The 21,358-nt window shown below is 63.2% G+C and carries 24 protein-coding genes, 2 pseudogenes and 1 other annotated feature; of the genes and pseudogenes, 7 read left to right on the forward strand and 19 right to left on the reverse strand.

What is annotated here, in order from left to right; genetic code table 11:
- Positions 1 to 95: 95 nt before the first annotated feature.
- The 4 genes from EET67_RS07360 to EET67_RS07375 form a co-directional block, all read right to left on the reverse strand.
- Entirely contained in the window at positions 96 to 413 is a 318-nt protein-coding gene (locus EET67_RS07360; RefSeq protein ID WP_024899700.1) for a helix-turn-helix domain-containing protein, read from the reverse strand.
- On the reverse strand, positions 391 to 780 hold the full coding sequence (locus EET67_RS07365) for a type II toxin-antitoxin system RelE/ParE family toxin (RefSeq protein ID WP_019200205.1): 390 nt from the start codon (positions 778 to 780) through the stop codon (positions 391 to 393). The genes EET67_RS07360 and EET67_RS07365 overlap by 23 nt, the downstream gene beginning before the upstream one ends.
- Positions 781 to 858: 78 nt before the next feature.
- Positions 859 to 1,140, reverse strand: coding sequence for a ribbon-helix-helix domain-containing protein (locus EET67_RS07370; protein WP_037506114.1), 282 nt, complete (start codon positions 1,138 to 1,140; stop codon positions 859 to 861).
- A 72-nt stretch (positions 1,141 to 1,212) separates the two neighbouring features.
- Positions 1,213 to 1,779, reverse strand: coding sequence for a nucleotide-binding protein (locus EET67_RS07375; protein ID WP_234055872.1), 567 nt, complete (start codon positions 1,777 to 1,779; stop codon positions 1,213 to 1,215).
- On the opposite strand from EET67_RS07375, the gene EET67_RS26040 reads away from it, so the two are divergent.
- Entirely contained in the window at positions 1,681 to 1,998 is a 318-nt protein-coding gene (locus EET67_RS26040) for a hypothetical protein (protein WP_245450779.1), read from the forward strand. The two genes, EET67_RS07375 and EET67_RS26040, sit on opposite strands and share 99 nt — an antisense overlap.
- Before the next feature lie 81 nt (positions 1,999 to 2,079).
- Here EET67_RS26040 and EET67_RS07380 read toward each other — a convergent pair whose 3' ends face one another.
- From EET67_RS07380 to EET67_RS07390, 3 genes are all read right to left on the reverse strand, one after another.
- On the reverse strand, positions 2,080 to 2,955 hold the full coding sequence (locus EET67_RS07380) for a helix-turn-helix domain-containing protein (protein WP_030092364.1): 876 nt from the start codon (positions 2,953 to 2,955) through the stop codon (positions 2,080 to 2,082).
- A 191-nt stretch (positions 2,956 to 3,146) separates the two neighbouring features.
- Entirely contained in the window at positions 3,147 to 3,356 is a 210-nt protein-coding gene (locus EET67_RS07385) for a ribbon-helix-helix protein, CopG family (RefSeq protein ID WP_024899703.1), read from the reverse strand.
- A gap of 109 nt (positions 3,357 to 3,465) precedes the next feature.
- Complete coding sequence (locus EET67_RS07390; RefSeq protein ID WP_128625551.1) at positions 3,466 to 4,026, reverse strand: recombinase family protein; 561 nt, start codon at positions 4,024 to 4,026, stop codon at positions 3,466 to 3,468.
- 232 nt (positions 4,027 to 4,258) lie between these two features.
- Positions 4,259 to 4,310: a sequence feature (sul1 is cis-regulatory element that is thought to sense ions involved in sulfur or methionine metabolism; They are found in Alphaproteobacteria), on the forward strand.
- Positions 4,311 to 4,438: 128 nt separating this feature from the next.
- Here EET67_RS07390 and EET67_RS07395 point away from each other — a divergent pair.
- Positions 4,439 to 4,780: pseudogene (locus tag EET67_RS07395) on the forward strand (type I phosphoribosyltransferase); the annotation flags it as partial.
- A gap of 33 nt (positions 4,781 to 4,813) precedes the next feature.
- Here EET67_RS07395 and EET67_RS07400 read toward each other — a convergent pair.
- From EET67_RS07400 to EET67_RS07435, 8 genes and pseudogenes are all read right to left on the reverse strand, one after another.
- Positions 4,814 to 5,017, reverse strand: coding sequence for a hypothetical protein (locus EET67_RS07400; RefSeq protein WP_210211104.1), 204 nt, complete (start codon positions 5,015 to 5,017; stop codon positions 4,814 to 4,816).
- On the reverse strand, positions 5,017 to 6,447 hold the full coding sequence (locus EET67_RS07405) for an FAD-dependent oxidoreductase (protein WP_128625537.1): 1,431 nt from the start codon (positions 6,445 to 6,447) through the stop codon (positions 5,017 to 5,019). The genes EET67_RS07400 and EET67_RS07405 overlap by 1 nt, the downstream gene beginning before the upstream one ends.
- A gap of 306 nt (positions 6,448 to 6,753) precedes the next feature.
- Positions 6,754 to 8,011 (reverse strand): annotated as a pseudogene (locus EET67_RS07410) (arsenic transporter); the annotation flags it as partial.
- A gap of 4 nt (positions 8,012 to 8,015) precedes the next feature.
- Positions 8,016 to 8,489 (reverse strand): CBS domain-containing protein, encoded by a 474-nt coding sequence (locus EET67_RS07415; RefSeq protein ID WP_128625539.1) that lies wholly within the window; start codon positions 8,487 to 8,489, stop codon positions 8,016 to 8,018.
- Between the two features lie 96 nt (positions 8,490 to 8,585).
- On the reverse strand, positions 8,586 to 9,038 hold the full coding sequence (locus EET67_RS07420; protein WP_128625540.1) for a VOC family protein: 453 nt from the start codon (positions 9,036 to 9,038) through the stop codon (positions 8,586 to 8,588).
- Between the two features lie 35 nt (positions 9,039 to 9,073).
- On the reverse strand, positions 9,074 to 10,834 hold the full coding sequence (arsA, locus tag EET67_RS07425; RefSeq protein ID WP_128625541.1) for an arsenical pump-driving ATPase: 1,761 nt from the start codon (positions 10,832 to 10,834) through the stop codon (positions 9,074 to 9,076).
- An 11-nt stretch (positions 10,835 to 10,845) separates the two neighbouring features.
- The gene (gene arsD, locus EET67_RS07430) at positions 10,846 to 11,220 is read right to left on the reverse strand and encodes an arsenite efflux transporter metallochaperone ArsD (RefSeq protein ID WP_128625542.1); all 375 of its coding nucleotides are present in this window, start codon (positions 11,218 to 11,220) and stop codon (positions 10,846 to 10,848) included.
- Positions 11,221 to 11,319: 99 nt separating this feature from the next.
- On the reverse strand, positions 11,320 to 11,646 hold the full coding sequence (locus tag EET67_RS07435) for an ArsR/SmtB family transcription factor (protein ID WP_128625543.1): 327 nt from the start codon (positions 11,644 to 11,646) through the stop codon (positions 11,320 to 11,322).
- A 71-nt stretch (positions 11,647 to 11,717) separates the two neighbouring features.
- Here EET67_RS07435 and EET67_RS07440 point away from each other — a divergent pair, with 71 nt between their 5' ends.
- The gene (locus EET67_RS07440; RefSeq protein ID WP_128625544.1) at positions 11,718 to 12,329 is read left to right on the forward strand and encodes a hypothetical protein; all 612 of its coding nucleotides are present in this window, start codon (positions 11,718 to 11,720) and stop codon (positions 12,327 to 12,329) included.
- Between the two features lie 269 nt (positions 12,330 to 12,598).
- Here the strand turns inward: EET67_RS07440 and EET67_RS07445 are convergent, their stop codons facing one another.
- The 4 genes from EET67_RS07445 to traA form a co-directional block, all read right to left on the reverse strand.
- Positions 12,599 to 12,946, reverse strand: coding sequence for a phosphate signaling complex PhoU family protein (locus EET67_RS07445; RefSeq protein WP_128625545.1), 348 nt, complete (start codon positions 12,944 to 12,946; stop codon positions 12,599 to 12,601).
- 40 nt (positions 12,947 to 12,986) lie between these two features.
- Positions 12,987 to 13,319 (reverse strand): bile acid:sodium symporter, encoded by a 333-nt coding sequence (locus EET67_RS07450; protein WP_245450777.1) that lies wholly within the window; start codon positions 13,317 to 13,319, stop codon positions 12,987 to 12,989.
- 163 nt (positions 13,320 to 13,482) lie between these two features.
- Positions 13,483 to 14,238 carry a DUF6118 family protein gene (locus EET67_RS07455; RefSeq protein ID WP_128625546.1) on the reverse strand — a complete coding sequence of 252 codons (756 nt, stop codon included), beginning with the start codon at positions 14,236 to 14,238 and terminating at the stop codon, positions 13,483 to 13,485.
- Positions 14,239 to 14,246: 8 nt separating this feature from the next.
- The gene (traA, locus tag EET67_RS07460; protein ID WP_128625547.1) at positions 14,247 to 17,879 is read right to left on the reverse strand and encodes a Ti-type conjugative transfer relaxase TraA; all 3,633 of its coding nucleotides are present in this window, start codon (positions 17,877 to 17,879) and stop codon (positions 14,247 to 14,249) included.
- Positions 17,880 to 18,128: 249 nt separating this feature from the next.
- Here traA and EET67_RS07465 point away from each other — a divergent pair, with 249 nt between their 5' ends.
- From EET67_RS07465 to EET67_RS07480, 4 genes are read left to right on the forward strand one after another with little or no spacing between them, the layout of a single operon-like run.
- Positions 18,129 to 18,905, forward strand: a complete 777-nt coding sequence (locus EET67_RS07465; RefSeq protein WP_128625548.1) for an NYN domain-containing protein — start codon at positions 18,129 to 18,131, stop codon at positions 18,903 to 18,905.
- Between the two features lie 13 nt (positions 18,906 to 18,918).
- Positions 18,919 to 19,224, forward strand: coding sequence for a hypothetical protein (locus EET67_RS07470; protein WP_030092368.1), 306 nt, complete (start codon positions 18,919 to 18,921; stop codon positions 19,222 to 19,224).
- The gene (locus EET67_RS07475; RefSeq protein ID WP_128625549.1) at positions 19,221 to 20,885 is read left to right on the forward strand and encodes a type IV secretory system conjugative DNA transfer family protein; all 1,665 of its coding nucleotides are present in this window, start codon (positions 19,221 to 19,223) and stop codon (positions 20,883 to 20,885) included. Before EET67_RS07470 ends, EET67_RS07475 begins: the two co-directional genes overlap by 4 nt.
- 11 nt (positions 20,886 to 20,896) lie before the next feature.
- Positions 20,897 to 21,286: a hypothetical protein gene (locus EET67_RS07480; RefSeq protein WP_128625550.1), complete on the forward strand. Its 390-nt coding sequence runs from the start codon at positions 20,897 to 20,899 to the stop codon at positions 21,284 to 21,286.
- Positions 21,287 to 21,358: the final 72 nt, after the last annotated feature.

A 21,358-nucleotide genomic window follows, 5' to 3' on the forward strand; every position in this document is an offset into this window, starting at 1 on the left:
CGTCCCGCTCTCATCATCTAGGGCCGTAGGGACGGCCGGGGGCGGGATGCAGGCAGACAACTTGCCAAATTGCTTGTTTGCCAACTTGCCAGCAATCAGGCAATCGCCTCAAGGCCCCTTTTCTGAATAACGGTCAGCAGCCGCAGCGCCGGGCCGCCGGGCTTCTTCACCCCACGTTCCCAATCTGACACCAGCCCCTTACTCACGTTGAGATAGCGGGCAAAGACAGGCTGCGAGATACGCTCACGCTCACGAATAGAACGGATTTCCTCGGGGGTCAGCGGCTCAACGGTTGTCAGACACCCCTCGTCAAATTCGCGCATCGTCTGCTTGTCGATCGCGCCGGACTCATAGAAGCCTTCCATCATCTCATGGACGGCCGCCAGAGCTTCACTCTTGTAAGTCTTGCTCATCGCAATTCACCTCGAACATTCGACCCGCAGCAACTTCCGCGTCCATCTGCGCATCTGCAAACCCCAAGACCAGCTTTGCGGCCTTCTTCAAGTAGGCTTCTTCCGCATCATCAAGGTTCGCCATATCGCTCTTGGCAAACCCGAACGCGAAAACCGCCCTCGTCTCCGCGCGGAAGAAAACCAGCGTTCGGAAGCCGCCAGACTTTCCAGCGCCGGGCCGCGCTACTCGTTGCTTGATAAGGCCGGCCCCTAGATCGGCGTCGATCTGGCCGCGCTCAGCCCGCTCTACAGCCTCACAAAGCATCGCGTCAGAGATTTTTTCCTTTCGGGCAAACTTGTGAAACCGGCTGTTTTTGAAAACCCTCACGCGACTTCCTCGCCCCTGAATGTATGACACATAGCGTTACACTTCAAGGCCCTTACCGCATCGCCGCTTTGCTGGCAATCAAGCACTATGTTTTGCCAGCAAGTCAGCAAGCGCCTCGCGCATGAGGTCTTCAATGGAGCGGTCGGTGTCGGCTGACAGCCGCTTAACCCGGCGATGTTCCTCCGGCTCGACCACGACTGTCACCCGCTTCATTCCGGCCCGCGTGGCGGCATGGTAACGCTTACCCTCGGCACGATCCGGGGTCGGCGCGGGGGCGGATTCCGCGATAGGCGCAACAGGCGGCGTGGTCTGCGCGCCCACGGCCTTCATGCTCGCGGCTAAACTCGGTCTTTTCGACATGGTTTTATCCCATCAAACTGCCAGTTTGCCAGCAATACCATTATGCCTTATTGCTGGCAATACAGCTTGCCGTCAAATCAGCAATTGGCCTCTAAGCCAGGTCAGCAATTCGGACACTTCCTCGCTGGCTTTGCCGGCCGGCTCATACTCCGGAGCGGTTTTGCCGGCCGTGAGCGCATGTCCGAAAGCCGCCCGCTGCTGGAAGGCGACGGGGGCAACCTCCAAGCCGTGAACCTGAACGGCTTCCCGCGCATCGGCCAGAAGCTGCGTGGCACGCGGCGGCACGGCGTTCAAAACGACAAAGGCCGGCTTTTGGGCGAGTTTCACCAGCTCGGCCGTGCTTCCGATCGCGCGAAGATCGAGGATTCCGGCTCGGCACGGGATCAACACCATGTCGGACGATCGCGTTGCCGCCATTGCGGCCGCTTCCGAGTGCGGCGCGGTGTCGATCACGACCAGCTCGGCCCCGCCATCGGTCGCGGCCTGCAAGCCTTGCGGCAAACGAGTGTGAGGAAGCGCGACGACAACCGGGGCCTCACCTTGTCGGCTATCGCCCCATCCGGCGGCGCTTGCCTGGGGGTCAAGGTCGATGATAGCGGCGGGAAGCCCGGCCGCCTCGGCGGCCGTAGCAAGGTGCAAGGCGAGGGTGGTTTTTCCAGCCCCGCCTTTTTGGCTGACTATGGCGATTGTTTTCATATTGCTGGCATAGCAGCAAACCGCATTGACGGCAAGAATTTTTGCTTAAATGCCTTATTGCTGGCAATACAGCAAATATTAAGCCCCGCCCTTGCCCCTCGCTCCCTCTCGAAAGCCCGTAGGACGGTTGCCGCCGGCGCGAACGTGGCGGTTTTGCTGTGAGGGTGCCGCCTCCCGATCCGCCTTATACGCGGATCGGAACCGCCGCAGGGCTGCGCAAGCAGCCCGAACAGCGGCGACCGCTTATGTTTGCCCTCTTAGATAAAGATCAGATGGGGATTCAGTCTGGTTATCGGACTCACGTTTCATCACACTCTTTGCCAGCATCACGAGGGCCTTACCGAGCGGGCTATCGCCGGTGTCGAGCTGCGTCCGCTCATCGAGGGGCAGGGTGGTCTTGTAGGCGTCGATTGCCTCGCTCCATGCCTGCTGATCCTGTCCATGATCAGCAGGCGGGGGCGGGGCCTTGCCGAACCTGCCGAGAAACTGACGGGCCTTTTCCGGCAAGGACAGGCGATAGGCGTTGCTCGTCTGCTGGACCTGTGGGCCGCGCCCCTCGTTGCCGGTCGGCTCGTAGCGCCGCAGCCAGTCGATGAAACCATGCGCCCGCAGGTTCTTCAGCGCCCGCACGATCGTATCGCGCGACCGGCCTAGCCGATCCATGATCGTGGTGATTGACGGCTCTAACCGGCCGGTGCGGAAGTCTATGAGATTGACGAACAGCCGCAGCACGTCGAGCGCCACCGATCCTAGCGGGCCGCTTCGCTCGCCCTTCTCGTGCAAGCCGGCCTCATTGTAGATTTCGGCCGCCTTCAAGATTGCCTGAACGTCCTTGCGCGTCGTCGGCCGCCATATCCGGCCCTCCGATCGGCCCCGGATATGACTATGCCGGCGAACTGGCGTCGGGCATCGCTCGGCCGGGGGCATGACCAGGCCAAGCCCGGCCTGTCCCGATCCCCGCCACGCCTCGCGGCGCTCATGGGCGAGCGTGGAGAGCTGCCCGGCGTCTTCCTCGGTGAGCTGGCCGGCGCTGTAGCGCGTCCATACCTCCCGCATGATCTCATCAAGCGCGCTTGCGCGCGCGCAGCCGATCGCGGCCGCGATCTGCGTCCTCAACATGCCTGTCGTCCTTCCATTTGAAGGACATGACGGCGCGGACGGCAGGCACGGCTTTCCTGTTTCCGCAAGAATCAATCTTGCGGATTGGAGTGCTGTAGCGTAGATAAGGGGAGAGCTTTGGCCCCGTCTCTACGGTGTGTCTGACGGCCTACAAAAACGCTCGACCGTTGGCGCGGTCGGGCGTTTTGCCGTTATGTCCCTTGCTTCGCTTCGATATAGAGCCTCAATGCTTCCTCGATGATCGGCGCGCGGCCAAGCACGCCCCGCTGCTCCTTGATCTTGTCGATTTGGGCGAGAAGATCAGTCGGAACATACGTGGTCAGCGCGATACGGCCGGCCGCAAGCTGCCGCGCCCGATGGGCGGCAACGTCCTTCCGAATCCTTTCCGAGTCGCGCTTCATTCTTAGCAGTAAGGACGAACTCGCCCGATTCTGCAATCCCTTGCGGAAGGAACCGCGAAAGGCACTACTTCTAGGGCCGGCAACTAAACGTGGTTACGTCAATGCGTATTCACGTCAATGCGTTCTCAAGCGCCCGGTAGAGCGTGGCACGATGCACGCCCAAGAGCCGGGCGACTTCCGCCACCGGCTTCTTGTCGTCATGGATAAGCTGGCGGGCATGGGCGATCTGCTCGGCCGACAGGGCAGGGGAGGGGCCGAACTTCACGCCTCGGGCTTTCGCCGCGATCCGGCCGGCGCTCGTGCGCTCCACGATCAAGCTGCGCTCGAAATCCGCGATGCCGGCGAACACGGTCAACACCATGCGCCCCGCCGGCGTCGTGGTATCGGCCCACGGCTCGGCCAGCGAACGCAGGCCAGCGCCGGCCTCCTTGATCCGCTCCGCGATCGCCAGAAGGTCGCCGGTCGATCGGGCGAGGCGGTCTAGCCTGGTGATCGTCACCACGTCGCCGGCACGCAGATGGTCGAGCATCCGCGCCAGCTCGGGCCGATCCCGCTTCGCCCCGGAAGCCTTTTCCTCGAAGATGCGGACGCAGCCGGCCGCACCCAGGGCGGCCCGCTGCGCATTGAGGTCCTGGCCGCGAGTCGAAACGCGGGCATAGCCGATGAACACGCGGCCGGCGTCGGAATCTGGTCGGCTGCTCACGGCTTCCCCCTGTCGCAAATCATGTCGCAAGTTTTCTACCACTTGCGACAAAGACATGCGACACGAAAAGCCCTGATTTTCCGGGGGCGGCCGATCTGTTGCAGGTTTTACGAGTTTTGCGACAACAGCCTCTCTAATAGCCCGATCCGCTCGGTTTCTGGCTTGATCTTATTATTTTGCCGCAATATGACCACGATCAACCGGACCCGCATCGTGGGTGGCTTCTCCAGGCGCCCATCCCCTGGCAACCAGCTAGCTCCCTGCACCATCTGACCAGATTGGTGCGCCGTGAGGCGTTGGTGCATGAATGTGGATTATTGCATTCCACCTAAGCTTCACGACGAATTCTTGCGTTTGTACGAAGCAATGTTTAGCGGTAGAACAGCGATCGTACGCAATAATCCATATTCATGCACCAACGCCCCTCTACATCGATCCGCGCATGTTGCCGCTGGCCGAGGGCCGGCGCGTGGCGCTGGTGGACGACGTGATCTCGAGCGGCGCCTCGATCACGGCAGGGCTCAAGCTGCTTCGATCGAAAGACATCGACCCCATTGTCGTCGGCGCTGCGATGCTACAATCCGAGCGTTGGCGGCCAGCCCTTTGCGCGATCGGCGAAAGCTGGCCGGAGCGGACGAGAGCCTGCTTCTCGACCCCGCTTCTCGAAAGGGGAGAGGACGGGCTCTGGCATCCGGCGGCGACGCCGGGAAGCAGCCCATGATTCCGGATTCGGGTCACGGCAGCGGGCAGCGTCCTATTCGCGCTTGAACTTCCGGCCGGCCCAGGTCGCCGCCAGCACCAGCCCCGTCGACAGCAGGATCATGATGATGCCCAGCGCCGACAGCTTTCCCCACAGCCCGTCGTCGGCGAAGTTGAGGATGCGCACGGCCAGCACCTCACTGCCCGGACGCGAGAGCACGACCGACACCGACAGTTCGCGGATGAACATGGTGGCCATCAGGATCCAGGCCGAGACGATGCCCGCTTCGTTGACGAGAGTGGCTCCCCCGTCCCTTGATACGGCCCCCTATTGCCGGAAGCCGTCTGGCTGGCAGACCAAGCCTGGGCAGCCACCTGCACCGGGTCCCACGGGCTGCTGAACGGTGGCGTATAGCTGAGGTCCATGTCGTTGAGCTGCTCGACGCTCGCATTCTGAAAAAGCGCCGCCGCAACGATGTCGATCCGCTTGGAGATCTCCGCCTTTCGGTGACCGAGAATCTGTGCGCCGAGCAGCCGGCCGGTCTGGCGATCGCCGGTCATGCGGATGTGGAGAGTCACCGCGCCCGGGTAGTATGCCTTGTGGTCGTTTGCTTCCATTGGCACGGTCAGCGGATCGAAACCACCGTTCCGCGCTTCGTGATCCATGAGGCCCGTTCGGGCGATCGCAAGGTCGAAAACTTTGAGACTCTGGGTGCCGAGCGCGCCGGCGAACTCCCGGTCGCCACCCAGAGCATTCTCGCCGGCTATCCGACCCTGCTTGTGAGCGATGGTCCCGAGCGAAATATAGACCGGCTGGTCGAGGAGGCGATGATAGGTCTCCACGCAGTCGCCGGCGGCGAGCACATCGGGCAGGCTTGTTTGCATCCGGTGCGTGACGGCGATGGCGCCGCGCACCCCGAGTTCTGCGCCCGCTCGGCGGGCCAAATCGCTCGCCGGCCGCACACCAACCGCCAGGATCACCATATCCGCGGGGTGCTGGGTGCCCGCCGAGTCCGTCACCAACAAGCGCGGGCTCGTGCTGTCCCCGGACTGTTGTTCGATCCGAGTGGCGCTGAGGCCGGTCAGGACACGCACGCCATGCCGCCGCAGCTCGTCCTCGACCAGGACGCCAAGCGCCGGGTCCACCGTCGGAAGCACCGTTTCGGTGCGACTGAGCAGAGTTACCTCAAGACCTCGCTGGGTGAGCGCGTCGGCCATCTCGAGCCCGATGTAACCGGCGCCGATGAGCACCGCGGTCCGCGGCTCCCGCTCCGTCAGGTGCTTGTGAACCGCGAAGCTGTCATTCATCGTGTGCAGCAGGAACACACCGTCCAACTCGCTTCCCGGCAGCTCGGGGCGCATCGGCGCCGCCCCCGTTGCCACGATCAGGCGATCATACCGGATCGTCTGCTCCGTTCCCGCGTGCTCGACCAAAACCGCTTTCCCCCGCGCGTCGATCGACCGTGCCGTATGCCCGCGCAAGATCCGTATTCCGGGAAACTCGGTGCGATGAGCGAGTTGGCGCCAATCAGGCGTTTCTCCGCTGAGATAATAAGGCAGTCCGCAGATGCTGAAGTTGGGATAGTCGTCCGCCAGCACGAGCGTGACTTCAGCACCCGGCTCGAGTTCGTGGGCGCGTAGCGCCGCGCTAATGCCGGCATCGCTGCCGCCGATGATGAGTAACTGCATAACAAACCTCCAAGAACATCATGACCGGACGGCAGGTATTGGCCTTCCGCCGCGAACGAGATTGGTGCCTGCCGAGGCCGGCCTACCCACCGCCGACCACTGCAACGTCGCATGGCCGTTCTTGCCGTGGTTCGGCACGTGGTGGCCCATAGCTCATGTCACGCGTCCCTGATCGCCTTGTTTCACGATTTTGCGTGGTGCGCGCACCGGCCGCCTCGCCAACCAACTCAGATAATGGTGAGACGCAGCGCCAGCGCAGCCAACGTGACGAAAAGCACCGGCACGGTCAGAACGATACCAACCTTNGCGCAGCCAACGTGACGAAAAGCACCGGCACGGTCAGAACGATACCAACCTTGAAGTAGTAACCCCAAGTGATGGTCATGCCCTTGCGCGCCAATACATGCAGCCACAACAGCGTTGCCAGGGAGCCGATCGGCGTGATTTTCGGGCCGAGGTCACTACCGATCACGTTGGCGTAGATCATGGCCTCCTTCACCACGCCGGTTGCACTTGACGCATCGATAGAAAGGGCTCCTACCAACACCGTCGGCATGTTGTTCATGACCGAAGACAAGAGAGCCGTGAGGATTCCAGTGCCGAACGCAGCTCCCCACACTCCACCTTTGGCGAAAACATCGAGGAGCGCGGCAATCTGCTCGGTAAGGCCCGCGTTGCGCAGGCCATACACCACCAGATACATGCCCAGCGAGAAGATCACGATCTGCCATGGCGCTTCACGCAACACTTCGCGGGTGCTGATGACATGACCGCGTGCCGCCACGCCGAGAAGCAGCAACGCGCCGACGGCCGCGACGGCACTGACCGGCACGCCGAGGGGTTCAAGACCGAAGAAACCGATCAGCAGCAGTGCCAGCACCACCCACCCGACGCGGAAAGTCGCCGCGTCGTGAATGGCCTCACGCGGTTGCTTAAGCTGGGTCACGTCGTATTGGGCGGGGATGCTCCGCCGGAAATAAAGCAACAGCACCGCCAAGGTAGCGGCGACCGCGGCGAAGTTTACCGGGACCATGATCATGGCGTATTCGTTGAAGCCGATCTTGAAGAAATCGGCCGAGACGATGTTCACCAGATTGGATACCACCAACGGCAAACTGGCCGTATCGGCGATGAAACCGGCGGCCATGACGAAGGCGAGTGTTGCCTTCTCGCTGAACCCCAGCGCCAGCAGCATTGCCATCACAATGGGCGTCAGGATCAGCGCGGCGCCGTCGTTGGCGAACAACGCTGCCACTGCCGCGCCGAGCAAGACGATGAGCGCAAACAACAAGCGGCCGCGGCCACCGCCCCACCGAGCGACGTGCAGTGCTGCCCATTCGAAGAACCCGGCCTCATCGAGGAGCAGGCTAATGATGATGACAGCGATGAAAGTGGCTGTCGCATTCCAAACGATGTCCCACACAATGGGCACATCGCTGAGATGCACGACACCCGCAGCAAGGGCGACAACGGCGCCAAGAATCGCGCTCCACCCGATGCCGAGGCCGCGCGGCTGCCAGATGACAAGGACGATGGTAACGAAGAAGATCAGCAGGGCAGTCAGCACGTCAATTCTCTCTCTTCAACGGGTTTTCGAGTTCGTGCAGACGCCGTAGAAGGTCGATGCGCGAGACCACGCCAATCACCATGCCGGCCTCGATCACGGGCAGCGAAGTCAGGCCGTAGTCCGCCATCAGCCGTGCCGCCACCAATGGGTGATCATCCGGCGCAACGCTGTGCACCTCGTGCGTCATCACCTCGGCCGCGGTGCGGCCTTCGGCCTTGCCGGGCTGGGCGCCCTCGGGACCAAGAAAGGAAATCCAGAAGTTTTCTTTCCAAAGCGACTCGCGTGGCTCCAGCCGTTCGTCAGCTGCGCGGTGGATCAGATCCGCTGCGGTGACGACGCCGAGCAGGCGGCGGTTCTCGTCCACCACCGGCACGCCGTTGATGCGGTGGGCGAGGAGCAGCCCGGCGATGTCTTCGACCGGAGTTTCGGGATGCACGACGACGGGGTCGGAGGTCATCAGGTCTCGGATGCGCATGCGCACGTCACTCCGATGGGTTGATTATGGTGAGGCTGACGCGCCGCGGCAGCCAAGGACGGTGTGCTGATGCCAGCCCTGGCGGAAGACTGCCGCTCACTGCGAGCCGGGCACTAGATAGACCGGTTCCTGATCAGCCGGCATTTCCGCCAACTCTTCAAGGGTCAGCCGGGCGTAAACTTCGATGCCATAACCTGTGGGATCACGCAGCCATAGCTCGTGGAGCGGAGTGCCTCGCCAAGTGGTACGCGGCGGCTTGACGATTTCCGCTCCATTAATCTTAGCCCGTTCATACCAATCAATCACCGCCGCTTTGTCAGGTAATCCAAAGCCGATGTGGTATAGGCTGTAAGTGTCCAGTGGCCGACCATTGTCATTTACCAGCAGTACCAAATTCAAGGATAGGTGGGGCACGATAAACGTTGAAAATCGAGCCGTCTTGTCCTTGGGTGCCACCCCTAACAGACTCTCATAGAACAGTGTGCTTTCCTGAAGGTCGGCCACCCGAAAGCTCAGGTGGAATTCAGTGGAATGTTCAATATTTGCCATATCGCTCTCCAATCACTTAGTGATGGCCAACCAGATCATCCTCTGACGGCCTGAAGGCTCAGCAATCTCTCGATCCCGACCGGCTCTTCGGTTTGGACCGGCACCAAAGCGACGCGCTTGGCGTGCTCTGTACGCACGGCCTCGATCTGCGCCAGTTCGTGACCGGCGCGCTGCTTCAGCAAAGGCGCCTCGGTCTCGCCAGCAGCCAGGCTGTTGTTGATCACCCAGGCCCATGGCTCGATCCCGGCGCGACGCAGATCGTCCTGCAAGCGCGCGGCCTCCAGGACCGGGGTGGTCTCGGCCAGCGTCACGACCATGACCTTGGTGCGCGCCGGATCCTGCAACTGCATCATCGGCGTGGTGTAATGCGCCTTGCCCTCCATGTGGCGGGCGACCTCCCGGTGATAGGCCCCCGTGGCGTCGAGCAGCAGCAGCGTGTGACCGGTCGGCGCGGTGTCCATCACCACGAATTTCTTGTCGGCCTCGCGGATGATGCGCGAGAACGCCTGGAACACCGCAATCTCCTCGGTGCAGGGCGAGCGCAGATCCTCTTCCAGCATCGCGCGGCCCTCAGCGTCGAGGTCTTGGCCCTTGGTGGCGAGAACATGCTGCCGATAGCGCTCGGTCTCAGCGCGCGGATCGATGCGGCTGACCTCCAAATTATCCAGCGATCCAGCCAGCGTGTCCGACAGATGCGCGGCCGGATCGGAAGTGGTCAGATGCACGGGCAAGCCGCGCTTGGCCAGCCCGACGGCCACGGCCGCCGCCAGTGTGGTTTTGCCGACGCCGCCCTTTCCCATCATCATGATGAGGCCGTGGCCATTAGCGGCCAGTTCATCGACAAGCACAGCGAGGCTGGGTAGATTCGCTGGAGTTGCGCGGATTTCCGGGGCGACCGCGCCCGCATCGTCCGCAGCGTTGAAAAGACGTCTCAGCGCCTCGACGCCGACCATGTTGAAAGCCTTGAGCGGCAACTGGTCGAGCGGCAACTGGCGCAACGCAGCCGGTATCTCGGCGATGGCTGCCTGCTCGCGACGATAGACGGCAGCCGCCAGCATGTCGTGCTCGGCTTCGACTGCCGGCAAGACGCCGTTGATAACCAGGTGCTGCTTGGACAGGCCGATTTCGGCCAATTCCGCATGCGTGCGCGCGACTTCGTCCAGGGTGGACTTCTGAGCACGCGCGACCAGGACCAGGCGCGTGCGAGCAGGATCGGACAATGCCTGCACGGCCTCCGCGTAACGCTGCCTCTGCTTGTCCAGGCCGGTCAGCGGCCCCAGGCATGAGGCGCCGTCCGGGTTCTTGTCGATGAAGCCGCTCCAGGCGCCCGGCAATTGCAGCAGGCGGATGGTGTGACCCGTGGGCGCCGTGTCGAACACGATGTGGTCGTATTGTTCGACCAGTTCGGAATCCGTCAGCAGCGCTGTGAATTCGTCGAAGGCGGCGATTTCCGTGGTACAGGCCCCGGACAGTTGCTCTTCCATTCCCTTGATGACATCAGCGGGGAGTGCTGCGCGAACCGGCTCGATCACGCGGTCGCGGTATTGCTGCGCCGCCGCCTGCGGGTCGATCTCGAGCGCCGATAGGCCACGCACGGTGTCGATTGCAGTTATCTTGTTGCCGATGGTCCGGCCGAACACCTGACCGACGTTGGAGGCCGGATCGGTGCTGACCAGCAGAACCTGCTTGCCCTTTTCGGCAAAGTGAATCGCCGTCGCGCAGGACAGCGAGGTCTTGCCGACGCCGCCCTTGCCGGTGAAAAAAATGAACTTCGGTGCGTCGCTAAGAAACTTCATGATGTCCTCCTTCAGCAGCAGCCGGTGCGTGGAGCGCAACTGCCGGGCGCGGGCGGGACCGAGGCCGGTGCTTCCGACGCGATTCCCAGCCAGCGGGCGAGTTCGGCGCGCTGCGGATAGCGCCCCGCCAACGCAACCTCGCCATCAACCAGAACGAGCGGCAGCGCGTCCTGCCCGGAACGGTCCAGGAAGGCCTTGACAGTGGCGTTGTTGACGAAGGCCATCGGCTGCTGGCTCAGATTGAACCGTTCGATCCTGGCGCCCCGCTGCTTGGCCCACTCCAGATCGGCCGCAAAGGTCACCAACTGCTGATCGACATCGACGCCGCACACGCCGGTGCTGCAGCACAGGGCCGGATCGAAAACCTTGATTTCGGGATTACGCATCAGGTGTGTCTCCTTCGATAGTTTATCGTCCATCGTCGAAAAACGATGAATGGGTTGAAAAGCGAATTGCGCTGCTCCAAGAGTGGATAGGTTGATCCCCTACTCGCGGTGCGGCTTGCTGAGGCCCGCAACCGCGTCGAGGAACCGCCGCAGCGGCGCGAGTGCGACTGGATTGAGCGAATAGCAGACTCTCGGCCGCTCGATCTCGCCGGTAATGATCCCGGCCGCTTTCAAGATCCGCAGGTGCTCCGAGGTCGTAGACTGCGCCAACCCGATTTCTTCGACGATGTCGCAACCGACGCATGTCTGCCGCGCCTCCAGCATGCGGACAATGGCGATCCGGGCCGGATGCGCGAGCGCCTTGGCGAGGACAGCCAAGGTGAGCGCGTCGTCCGGCTGGTCGGCGTATTGGGCGGGAATGAGCATCAGGATTTCGGCTCTATCGTTGATCGTCGAATTACGATATAGAGCCTGCTGTTCAACTTGGCAAGGGTCTCATGCAAGCGACGCGACTGTTCTTGGTGACGGCGGCCACGCCGGCTCTCCCATTCCTCGTGATGGCGGTTCTTCACAACATCGGCGCACCGGTGCTGCTCACCGCGCTCCTTGGGACCATCGCCATGTCGAGCGTGATGGTGGCGCTCGGTCGTGATCCCGAGCCGGCCGCCCGCAATCTCGCGCGGTTCCTGACGGGCCAGGCGCCCGGGGAGAGCGCCTCGGGCATCAGCCAGGCGATCGCCCTTTCGGGGGCAAGCGTCGGCTTGGTCAGCGCGGCGGGACTGAGCGGTGCGGCGGCCGGATTTTTTTGCCAGGAGCAGCAGGTGCCCTTCAACGCGTTGATTCCAAGCTGTCTTGCTTTCGCCGCGGGCTTCCTGGGGCGTGCCTTGGAAATCCGGCGCGACCAAGCCGAGATCTCAGTCTTTGCCGGAATCGCGTTCTTCTGGATTGCCCCCTTCTATGGATTCTTCATGCCCCCTGTGTTCCTCGCCGTCAGCTTGGGCGCGCGCTGCGTTCAGTACACTGCTGGTAACATCGCAATCGCGAGTGTGCTGCTTCTTTTGGGAGCTTGGGCTGGTCGTCGGGTGGCCGACTGGCTTATGCACTCGTGAAAGTCTTAGGTTCGCGAGGAGATTTGCGACAATCGCCGGGCCTGAATCCGCGCATCCAAACTGCGCCGGGCGCCGGTCCGTGACCATACGGCTCCTAGAATTCATTCGCTAGCAGACCGCGACGTCGCATAGGCGATCGCGACGCGCGCGCGATCCTCTCCTTCCACAACCACGACAGCCATCTGGTGGGTCAAGAAGCCACCCCCGGCCTCAACAGAAGGTCACCGGGTCTTGGGTGATGAGGAGGCGGGCCATCTCTCCCTGTCGCCTCATGTTCCAGGGTTCGGAACAGACCCCGGATGGAGTGTGCTGCTTGTGTCGAGCTTTGTGCGCTCCTCCCCCGGAATCGTTCCGGTAACGATGTAATAAACGTTCTCGGATATGTTGGTCACGTGATCGCCGATCCGCTCGATATTCTTCGCACAGAAGAGCAGATGCGCCGTGCCGGCGCTGTCCTGATATGGGCGTGCGATGTAGTCTATCGATTCCTTGAAGAACGCTGTGTTCAAGAGATCGATCTCGCCGTCCGCGTCCCGAATGGCCATTGCCCGCGTCGCGTCTCGATCGGCGTATGCGGCGAGCACTTGCCGAAGCTGACCCTGCGCGAGGGTACTCATTTGCTGGATACGCGCGGCAAGATCCTGGGGCGGCGGCTCGCTACCGAGGGCTCCGGCCCGCAAAGAACCCGCGATAGACCGGCAACAGCATCATTTGCAGGATGAGCAGTGCCGGCGTTGACACCAAAAGGAGCCGCGCGTCGGCGCGGCCCAAGTGCGAGAACGTCACAACGTAGTCGATGCAGGGCGTAAGCAGCACGAACAGGACGCCAAGCCGCAACATCGGTTCGGCCGGCAAAAACTGAATAAGGCCGGCAACGAGGATCGGCACCACCACGAAATTTGTAACGAGCAGCGCCGCAAGGAACCGGACGCGCGCGAAGGCTCGCCCAAGGTCGGCAAGGGGAACCTGTAGAAAGGTGACGAACAGCATCAATGCGAGCGCCGGATTGACGGCGCTCTCTAGCTAGCGCTGTCGTCCCCGGAACAAGCAAGGCGACTATTGCGGCCAGAACGACCGCGCCGAAATAGATTTTGACCTGCTGTGTTTCGAAAAACTCTCGAAGGTGATCTAAACTTTTCAAACCCTTATCCTTTTATCGTTCCTGACCGGAAGGCACTGCCACTGTGACCGTGCAACGTTGTTCTTTCTTCGCCTTGGCGGCCGCCTCGGCGCACGCCGCAAGCGCCTCCTGATTGGCGCGTACAAGGTTGCTGGCATCGACCACGCCGCGCCAGCCTCCGGGGCTCCCTGACTGCATCAGCGAGATTCCGGCGTTCCAGCGATCGGCGTCCATGACGGTCGCAGCAACGGCCATATCGACCGATCCCGGCAGCACGCGCGGCAGAAACAGCGTGAGCAGCACGCCAGCGACCAGGCCGGCCGCGCCAGCACCCCAAAGCCATTGATCCTGCTGCCGGCGTGCACGCGCTCCGGAAATATAACGGGCGAGATTGTTGGCGGTACGCTCGAGGTCGGATGCCTGGCGCTCGAGCTGCTGCGCCGCTGTGCGAACCAGGCCCTCACCGCTGCGCTCGAGCGCCGCCGCATAGTGCTGCGGGCCATTGCGCAAAATGGGCGACTGTTCGACGCCCTGCAGGCGCTCCCCGACCTGGGCGAGCTGCTGGACGATCCGGCCGAGGTCGGGGCCATAGTCGGTCGGCTGCTGGAATTTCTCGAGCTCTTCGAACGCCGCTTCCACACCCTTGCGGATCGTCGTCATTTCACGGCCGAGGTCGGCGGCGAGGTCTTCGACCGTCTCCCGCAACGCCTCGAAAGCGGCGGCCGGATCGCCGGCGTCGTCAGGCAATACCTCCGGGTCGAATCCTTCTTCCCTATCGTCGTCCGTCATGGCGTCTCCTATCGTTCTATCCCCATGCTCTGGCTGCGGCCGCGTGTCAGACTGCGCTCCATGTCGCGGGCCAGGCTTTCGCTCTGCCGCACATGGCCGATTCCGAGGTCCTGCTTGCGGTTGCGCAGGATCGATTCGGCCTGCGGGTCACGCTCAAGGCTCTTTGCCATGCTGCGCATTTGCCCCTCGACCTTCTGACGGGCATCGTCATGCTGCCAGCCGCGAAGCTCCTGGCGCTGCCCCTGTAGCTCCTGCCAACGGTTCACGAACCGGTCGGCCCTGACGTTCGGGTCCGCCAGTGCGGCGCGCTCCCGATCCATCCCCGCGATGAGTTGCCCGGCCCGCTCGCGGCCGGAAAGCTCGGTCATCGCCCGCCGCGTCTTCGGATCGTGCTGCAAGGCGGATACTATGAGCGCCGATGTTCCCGGTCGCGCCTGGTCGAGCTGCTGGCCGGCTTGGCGCAACTCCTGTTTCTGCGCTTCCAACATCGGCAGGTCCTGGCGCAGATTCCTGTCGGCCGCCTCGAAGGCCCGCGCATAGCGGTCAACGGCGCGCTCCATGTCGGACAGCCGCCGCAACCGATCCGTCTGCCGGTCTGGCGCCGGTCGCGCGCTCCGTTCTCTTTCCGGCTGCGCCTCCGCCGATACCTCTCCGCGCGCCTGGGAAGGGCCACTAGCCGCATTGAGCTTGAGGCCGTCGAACATGCCCCGCTTCTGGCGCTCGGCCCTCTCCGGCCTTTCCTCGGCCGGCTCGGCGCGGTCCTGTTGCGGCCGTTCGGCCGCTGCTCCGCGCCCGAGTTTCAGGCCCTCGAACAGGTTGCGGCGCTGCCGCTGCTGCCGATCGCCGCCGCCATCCTGGGCGAGATCCTCCGCGCGGGAAACTTGGCGTGGATCCTCGCCCCTTTTTTCGGCCTCGATGCTCGGCCGCTGCGCTTGGCCAGCTCTGGCCCGGGTTAGCTCCTGCGTCGGCTCCCGCTCCGGATTGAGCTCGATCTCACTGCGGACGCCCAATTGTTCCGCGATCCCGCGCCGCTCGGCAAAGTCGCGGGTGTAATCGAGCGTCGTTTCCTTCGCGCCCGATCGGCTGAGCCGGTTTTCAAGTTGGGAATAGGCCAGCTCGCCGGCGTCCTGCACCTTCCACGCATTGCGCTCGGCCGTGCTGCCATCCGGCAGACGAACCGTTTCCGATCCGCGATGCTCAAGGCCGATCTTGCTCCCGATCTCCGGCGCGGCCTCTTTCATGGCGCGCTCAAGGTCCACACCCCAAACCGTGTGTTTCTGGCCGCGATCGTTTTCCAGCGTCACGAAATAGCTCTGGCTATTCCCTTGCCTGTGCTCGTAAGGCGCAACGCCATGCTCGACCAGGCGGCCGGCGCGACGGTCGGTGAACTCGTCCTGGCCGGCATAGAGCTGCGCGCCGCCGCGATGCCGCGTCATGGCGACATAGGTCAGATGCCGGTCCATCGTGCCCGACGCCATCACAAAGGCGCGGTCCACCGTCGCGCCTTGGTTCTTGTGAATCGTCGTCGCATAGCCGTGGTCGATGGCGCGATAATCGTCCATCGGCACGCTGATGCTGTCACCCCTGCCCTGTCCGCCTGGGCCGTCGAGCTGCGCGACGATGCGGCCAGCCTCGACATGCTCGACCGTGCCAAGCATTCCGTTCTTGACGCCAAGGTCGCGATTGTTCTCAAGGAACACGATACGGTCACCCGGCGCGAACTCGCGCTTGCCGTCATTGGTCTGGAAGGTCAGCGCGCCGGTGTTCTCGCCCTCGCCCGGCCCGTGGCTGCGCGCTAGCTCGCCCCGGTCCTGTAGTTCGGCCCGGATCGCGTCATTGATGGCCCGAACATCGGCCCGGCGATGCGCCATCGCCACCCGCGTTCCCTCCGGCCGCTCGTCGCGATCGGCAAGGTAATCCCGCACGATCTCGCCGCGCGCGTCCTCCCGCGTGGTGCTGAGCCGAATGTCGCCATGATCCCGGTAGGCGGCCAAGCCCTCGGCCGTCCGGTGTGTGGCGAAGTCAACGGACGCCTCCCGCTGCCAGTCCACGCGCTGCCGGCGAATCTCCGAAAGCTCGGCATGGCCGATCTGCTCGGCAATGGCGCGGAACGGTGCGCCGGCCCCGATCGCCTGTAGCTGCTCATGATCGCCAACAAGAACGATCTTCGCGCCGCGCGCCTCGGCCTCGTTGACGAAGCGGGAGAGCTGCCGGCTTCCGATCATGCCGGCCTCGTCGATGACGAACACGTCGCCGCGGCCGAGTGTGCCGCGGTCGTTCTGCCAACGATATTCGTACGACGCGAGCGTGCGGCTCTGGATGCCGGAACTTTCCTCCAACCCCTCGGCCGCCTTGCCCGACAAGGCCGCGCCGTGAACCGTATAACCCTGCGCCTCCCATGCCTCGCGCGCGGCGGCGAGCATCGTGCTCTTGCCAGCGCCGGCATAGCCGACAACCGCCGCGATCTGTTCATGCCCGGTGATATGCTCGATCGCCCGTCGCTGCTCGTCCGAAAGCCGTGCTGAAAGATCGCCAGCGCTTTGACGAATAGCCGCGTCCTGGGCCGCGATCGCCCGTTCCACATGCCGCCGATCGACGCCATAGGTCTGCGCCTCGTGCATCCGGTCTGCCGATTTCGCCATGCCGGATTCGATCTCGACCATTTCGCGGGTCGAATATCGCGCAAGCTCGATCTCGCCTGTCTCGGGGTCCGTCCGCTCGCTCTGCAACTCGACCAGGGCAGGCGATGCCATGACAGTCGCAAAGGCGTTCTGGAACGTCTGCGGGTCGTCGTTGATGTAGCGATGCAACGTCCGCGCAATGTCGTGCCGATCGAACACGCTCTTTTCGTTCGTGACGATCGCGAGAACCTGCTCCGGCTTTTCCCGGATCAGCTCTGCATTCCGCTGCGCAGCTTCCGCATCAAGCCGGGTGCGCGACACGTCCAGCCCGCGCCGCTGCATCTGCGCGGCATGCACGCCCATGTGCTCGGTCGGCTCAAGCTCTAGGCCGCGCTCCTGATGCGAACGATGATCGATCCGAACATCGAGGCCGGCCATCGCCAAATGCTCGTTCGCATGTTGCTCCCACGACTGTCTGATATCGCGGAGCTGCATTTGTGTCGTGGGCAACCCCTCATTCAACAGACGCACATTCTTCCACTCGATATGCGTTTTCTCGCCAAGCCCTTCCTCTCCAACCTGGCGCGTCGTCATCAAAAGGTGCGCGTGATGGTTCCGAACGTCACTTGCATCGTGCGGCTGGTGAATGGCGAAATCGACCGCCCCGCCGTAGCGGTTCGCCAAATCCTGGGCGAACGCCCGCGTTAGCTTTAGCCGCTGTTCGGCTGTCAGCTCGTGCGGTAGCCCGATCTCGATTTCACGAGCGACACGCGCGTCTTTCCGATTTTCGGCAAACTCCGCTGCGTTCCAAAGCGCCTGGCGGTCCTTCGCCCATTCCGCACTCACACCCTCGGGCAACACGATTTCCACATGCTCAACGCCCTGCTTGCGGGTGAAGTCATGCGTGAGGCCATCGCGTTCGTTCGTCAGGCGCTCGCCGGCACGATAGGCAGCAGAAGCAACGGCACTTCTGCCGCTGGCCCGCGATACCGGCTTCATGCTCGCATGATAGATCGCCAAACGCTGCCTGCCCTTCTCCGATCCGCGATCGGCGTAACTGACTTGCGAAGCAAGTCGTAAGTGCGCCCTTCTCAACTCAATCGCTTCGCTCTTTCGTCGCTCGGTGTGGCGCTTGCGGCAAGGTCGATGCGATGAACTGAGGCCCGGATTGTGCTGCAAAACCGCCGAAAATTCAAGGTGGCGCATAATCGTGTTTGGTGACGCTGCTTGCATCGGATAGTCTACGGCTCAAATTGGGAGTGCAGACCGATGGCAATAGACAGTGCCGGAACACTTGCGTTGCTGATCGACGGCGACAATGCCACGCCGAAAATCATAACCGGGCTGCTGGCCGAGATCGCCAACTATGGCACCGCCAGCGTCAAGCGCATCTATGGCGATTGGACCAAGCCGAACCTCAACGGCTGGAAAGAGTGCCTGCTGGAACACTCGATTCAGCCGGTCCAGCAGTTCGCCTATACGACCGGGAAGAACGCCACTGACGGCGCGATGATTATCGACGCGATGGACTTGCTCTATACCGGCCGCTTCTCCGGTTTCTGCATCGTCTCAAGTGATAGCGACTTTGCCCGACTGGCCGCACGCATCCGTGAGCAAGGCGTCATCGTCTATGGGTTCGGGGAGCGCAAGACGCCCCGCCCCTTCATCACCGCTTGCGACAAGTTCGTTTATTTCGACGTGCTCAACACGGCCGGGGAACAGAAGGAAGCGGAAGCCGTCGCCGCGCCTAAAGCGACCGCCGCCAAGCCTGCACCGGCGAAAGCGGCACTCGATCGCGCTGCTCTCGACATGCTGGCGAAAGCTGTCACCGCCTCGGCCGACGAAGACGGCCGCGCCAATCTGGCCCGCGTCGGCGCGCACCTGGCGAAACAGTCGCCGGATTTCGACGCCCGCAACTATGGCTTTCCCCGTCTCTCCGATCTGGTCGAGGCGTCGGGCATTGTCGAGGTCGAGCGCATTGGCGAAAATCCGAAAATCATCATGGTTCGCCTCAAGGGCGGACCAGCCCCTCGCCCCGCTAGATAGAAGGAAATGACACATGGCGCGCAAGACGATCGAACAGCGGTTGGCCGAGCTGGATGCGCAGCGCGCCACGCTCAAGGCCCGGCTCGGCAAACAGGAACGCGCCAACGATACCCGCCGCAAGGTGCTGCTCGGCGCGCTCGTTCTGCATCGCCTCGAAAGCGGCAAGGATGAGGAATTTTCCCGACGCCTCCGCGAATGGCTCAAGCGCGAGCTGCCCGACTTCCTGACGCGCCCTGGCGATAAGGAACTCTTTGCCGATCTGATCGCCAACGCGCCGGCCAGGGAGACAACAGACAGCGCCGGGGGGGCCGCCTCATGAATCAGGCGACGTTAGCCTGGGCCGCGTTCAAGAACATGATGCGGCAGGCTGCGCGTGATCCGCTATGGGCGTTCCTATCCCTGCTCGCCCTGCCCTTCCGCATCTGGAAACCGCTTCTCGGGCTTCTGTTCATCCTCATCATAACCCTGTTCGTGGTCGGCTTCGGCGGCCGGTTCTTCCTCGAACAAATGGGCTTCGGCCCCGGCTCGGTTCCCTTCATCGCGCTCGATCTCGTCACGCTGCTGGTGCTGGCCGCGATCACCTTCCGGCTCGTCACCAATCCGCTGATTATCCATTTCGGGGATATGGACGGCGAAACCCACGGCTCGGCCCGCTTCGCCACCGACAAGGAAACCGCCGCCCTTGCCCGCGCCGATTCCGGCCTGCTGATCGGCCGCGACGGCAAAACGGGAAAGCTCCTGCGCTATGACGGCCCGGCCCACCTGCTGACGATGGCCCCGACGCGCACCGGCAAAGGGGTGGGAACCATCATCCCTAACCTGCTCACGGCCGACCGCTCCGTGATCTGCATCGACCCCAAGGGCGAAAATGCCAAGATCGCCGGCCACGCCCGCCAGACCTTCGGCCCGGTCCACGTCCTCGACCCCTTCGGCGTCACCGGCCAGCCCTTGGCCGCCTTCAATCCTCTCGACCAGCTCGACCCGGCCGGCCTCGATGTCGCGGAAGATGCAAGCACCTTGGCCGACGCCCTCGTGTTCGATGAACCGGGCATGGCCGGCGAGGCGCATTGGAACGAGGAAGCCAAGGCGCTCATTGCCGGCCTGATCCTCCATATTGCCGCCAGCGAGCCGCGCGACAGGCGAAACCTCGCTACCCTGCGCGAAGCTCTCACCCTCGCCCCTGAAGCCTTCGCGGCGCTCCTGAAGGACATGCAGGCGTCAACGGCCGCCGGCGGCCTGATCGCCCGCGCCGCAAACCGCCACCTCGGCAAATCCGACCGGGAAGCGGCCGGCGTCCTCTCGGCCGCGCAGCGCCATACCCATTTCCTCGACAGCCCCCGCATGGTCGCGGTCCTCGGCCGATCCGATTTCCGCTTTGCCAATCTCAAGCGCCGCAACGCCTCGGTGTTCCTCGTCCTGCCGCCCGATCGCCTCGCCACCTATTCCCGCTGGCTGCGTCTGCTCGTCGCGCAAAGCCTGACCGACATGGCGCGCGACCCCGCCAAGCCGGCCGTGCCGGTCCTCTACCTGCTGGATGAGTTCGCCGCCCTCGGCCACCTCGCCCCCGTCGAGCGCGCAATGGGCCTCATGGCCGGCTATGGCGTCCAGCTCTGGCCGATCCTGCAAGACGTTCACCAGCTCCGCGCCACCTACGGGCAACGCGCCGGAACCTTCCTGTCAAACGCCGGCGTCCTACAGGTGTTCGGTGTCAACGATCACGACAGCGCCCGCCTCGTCTCCGATCTGCTCGGGCAGGAAACCGTGGTGTTCCAGACCATGAGCCGGGCGCTCGATTCCGAAAAATCCGGCCTCTCCTATGGCGAGCAACACACGGCCCGGCCGCTGCTGACCCCCGATGAGGTCCGCAACCTGCTGCAGCATGTCGAATTGCTGTTCCTCGCCGGGCAACGGCCGATCGTCGCCGGCAAGCTCGCCTATTACGCCGATGCAGAATTCCGGGGGCTGTTCGACCAAGCATAAAGGATGAAACCATGACCGACACCGATGCGCTCGAATGGCCCGATCCCGCCGACAAGGCCCATGCCGTTGAACAGGCCAAGCAGCTCCGTGACCAGGCCGCCAAGGGCGGCTTGCGGTTTGAAGCCTATCTGCCGCCGTCGCTGGCCCTGTGGCTGCTCGATCTGATCGAACAGGACACGTTCCTTGATCCGTCCGAAGCCGTGTTCGTGATCCTGGGCGAGCATAAGGAGCTGGCACCCCATGCCGATCTGCGCCGGGAACTACTCAAGCGCCGCATACAGGTGGCGGCCGATGATTCCCGACCGGGTATTTCGATGGAAGAAATGAAAGCCCTACTGCGCGAAAAGCGCGAAGCCCCCCTGCCCGAGCCGGCCAGATGGGAAAAGCGGTCCCGGCGCTGACGCACCGGGGCTTCTCTCTTGCGGCCCTCCGGTCACTTCGGCGCTATGTGGGAGCGCGTTCCCTCCGGGCCG

The organism is Borborobacter arsenicus, assembly GCF_003934165.1.
GTDB classification, from domain to species: Bacteria; Pseudomonadota; Alphaproteobacteria; order Rhizobiales; family Rhizobiaceae; genus Pseudaminobacter; species Pseudaminobacter arsenicus.

What these genes read in the sequence shown, in the direction of transcription:
- EET67_RS07360 (WP_024899700.1), bottom strand. Translation starts at nt 413, where the DNA reads ATGAGCAAGACTTACAAGAGTGAAGCTCTGGCGGCCGTCCATGAGATG.
- EET67_RS07370 (WP_037506114.1), bottom strand. Translation starts at nt 1,140, where the DNA reads ATGTCGAAAAGACCGAGTTTAGCCGCGAGCATGAAGGCCGTGGGCGCG.
- EET67_RS07380 (WP_030092364.1), bottom strand. Translation starts at nt 2,955, where the DNA reads ATGTTGAGGACGCAGATCGCGGCCGCGATCGGCTGCGCGCGCGCAAGC.
- EET67_RS07385 (WP_024899703.1), bottom strand. Translation starts at nt 3,356, where the DNA reads ATGAAGCGCGACTCGGAAAGGATTCGGAAGGACGTTGCCGCCCATCGG.
- EET67_RS07400 (WP_210211104.1), bottom strand. Translation starts at nt 5,017, where the DNA reads ATGGCCACCATGTTCATCCGCGAACTGTCGGTGTCGGTCGTGCTCTCG.
- EET67_RS07405 (WP_128625537.1), bottom strand. Translation starts at nt 6,447, where the DNA reads ATGCAGTTACTCATCATCGGCGGCAGCGATGCCGGCATTAGCGCGGCG.
- EET67_RS07415 (WP_128625539.1), bottom strand. Translation starts at nt 8,489, where the DNA reads ATGCGCATCCGAGACCTGATGACCTCCGACCCCGTCGTCGTGCATCCC.
- EET67_RS07420 (WP_128625540.1), bottom strand. Translation starts at nt 9,038, where the DNA reads ATGGCAAATATTGAACATTCCACTGAATTCCACCTGAGCTTTCGGGTG.
- arsA (WP_128625541.1), bottom strand. Translation starts at nt 10,834, where the DNA reads ATGAAGTTTCTTAGCGACGCACCGAAGTTCATTTTTTTCACCGGCAAG.
- arsD (WP_128625542.1), bottom strand. Translation starts at nt 11,220, where the DNA reads ATGCGTAATCCCGAAATCAAGGTTTTCGATCCGGCCCTGTGCTGCAGC.
- EET67_RS07435 (WP_128625543.1), bottom strand. Translation starts at nt 11,646, where the DNA reads ATGCTCATTCCCGCCCAATACGCCGACCAGCCGGACGACGCGCTCACC.
- EET67_RS07440 (WP_128625544.1), top strand. Translation starts at nt 11,718, where the DNA reads ATGCAAGCGACGCGACTGTTCTTGGTGACGGCGGCCACGCCGGCTCTC.
- EET67_RS07445 (WP_128625545.1), bottom strand. Translation starts at nt 12,946, where the DNA reads ATGAGTACCCTCGCGCAGGGTCAGCTTCGGCAAGTGCTCGCCGCATAC.
- EET67_RS07450 (WP_245450777.1), bottom strand. Translation starts at nt 13,319, where the DNA reads ATGCTGTTCGTCACCTTTCTACAGGTTCCCCTTGCCGACCTTGGGCGA.
- EET67_RS07455 (WP_128625546.1), bottom strand. Translation starts at nt 14,238, where the DNA reads ATGACGGACGACGATAGGGAAGAAGGATTCGACCCGGAGGTATTGCCT.
- EET67_RS07465 (WP_128625548.1), top strand. Translation starts at nt 18,129, where the DNA reads ATGGCAATAGACAGTGCCGGAACACTTGCGTTGCTGATCGACGGCGAC.
- EET67_RS07470 (WP_030092368.1), top strand. Translation starts at nt 18,919, where the DNA reads ATGGCGCGCAAGACGATCGAACAGCGGTTGGCCGAGCTGGATGCGCAG.
- EET67_RS07475 (WP_128625549.1), top strand. Translation starts at nt 19,221, where the DNA reads ATGAATCAGGCGACGTTAGCCTGGGCCGCGTTCAAGAACATGATGCGG.
- EET67_RS07480 (WP_128625550.1), top strand. Translation starts at nt 20,897, where the DNA reads ATGACCGACACCGATGCGCTCGAATGGCCCGATCCCGCCGACAAGGCC.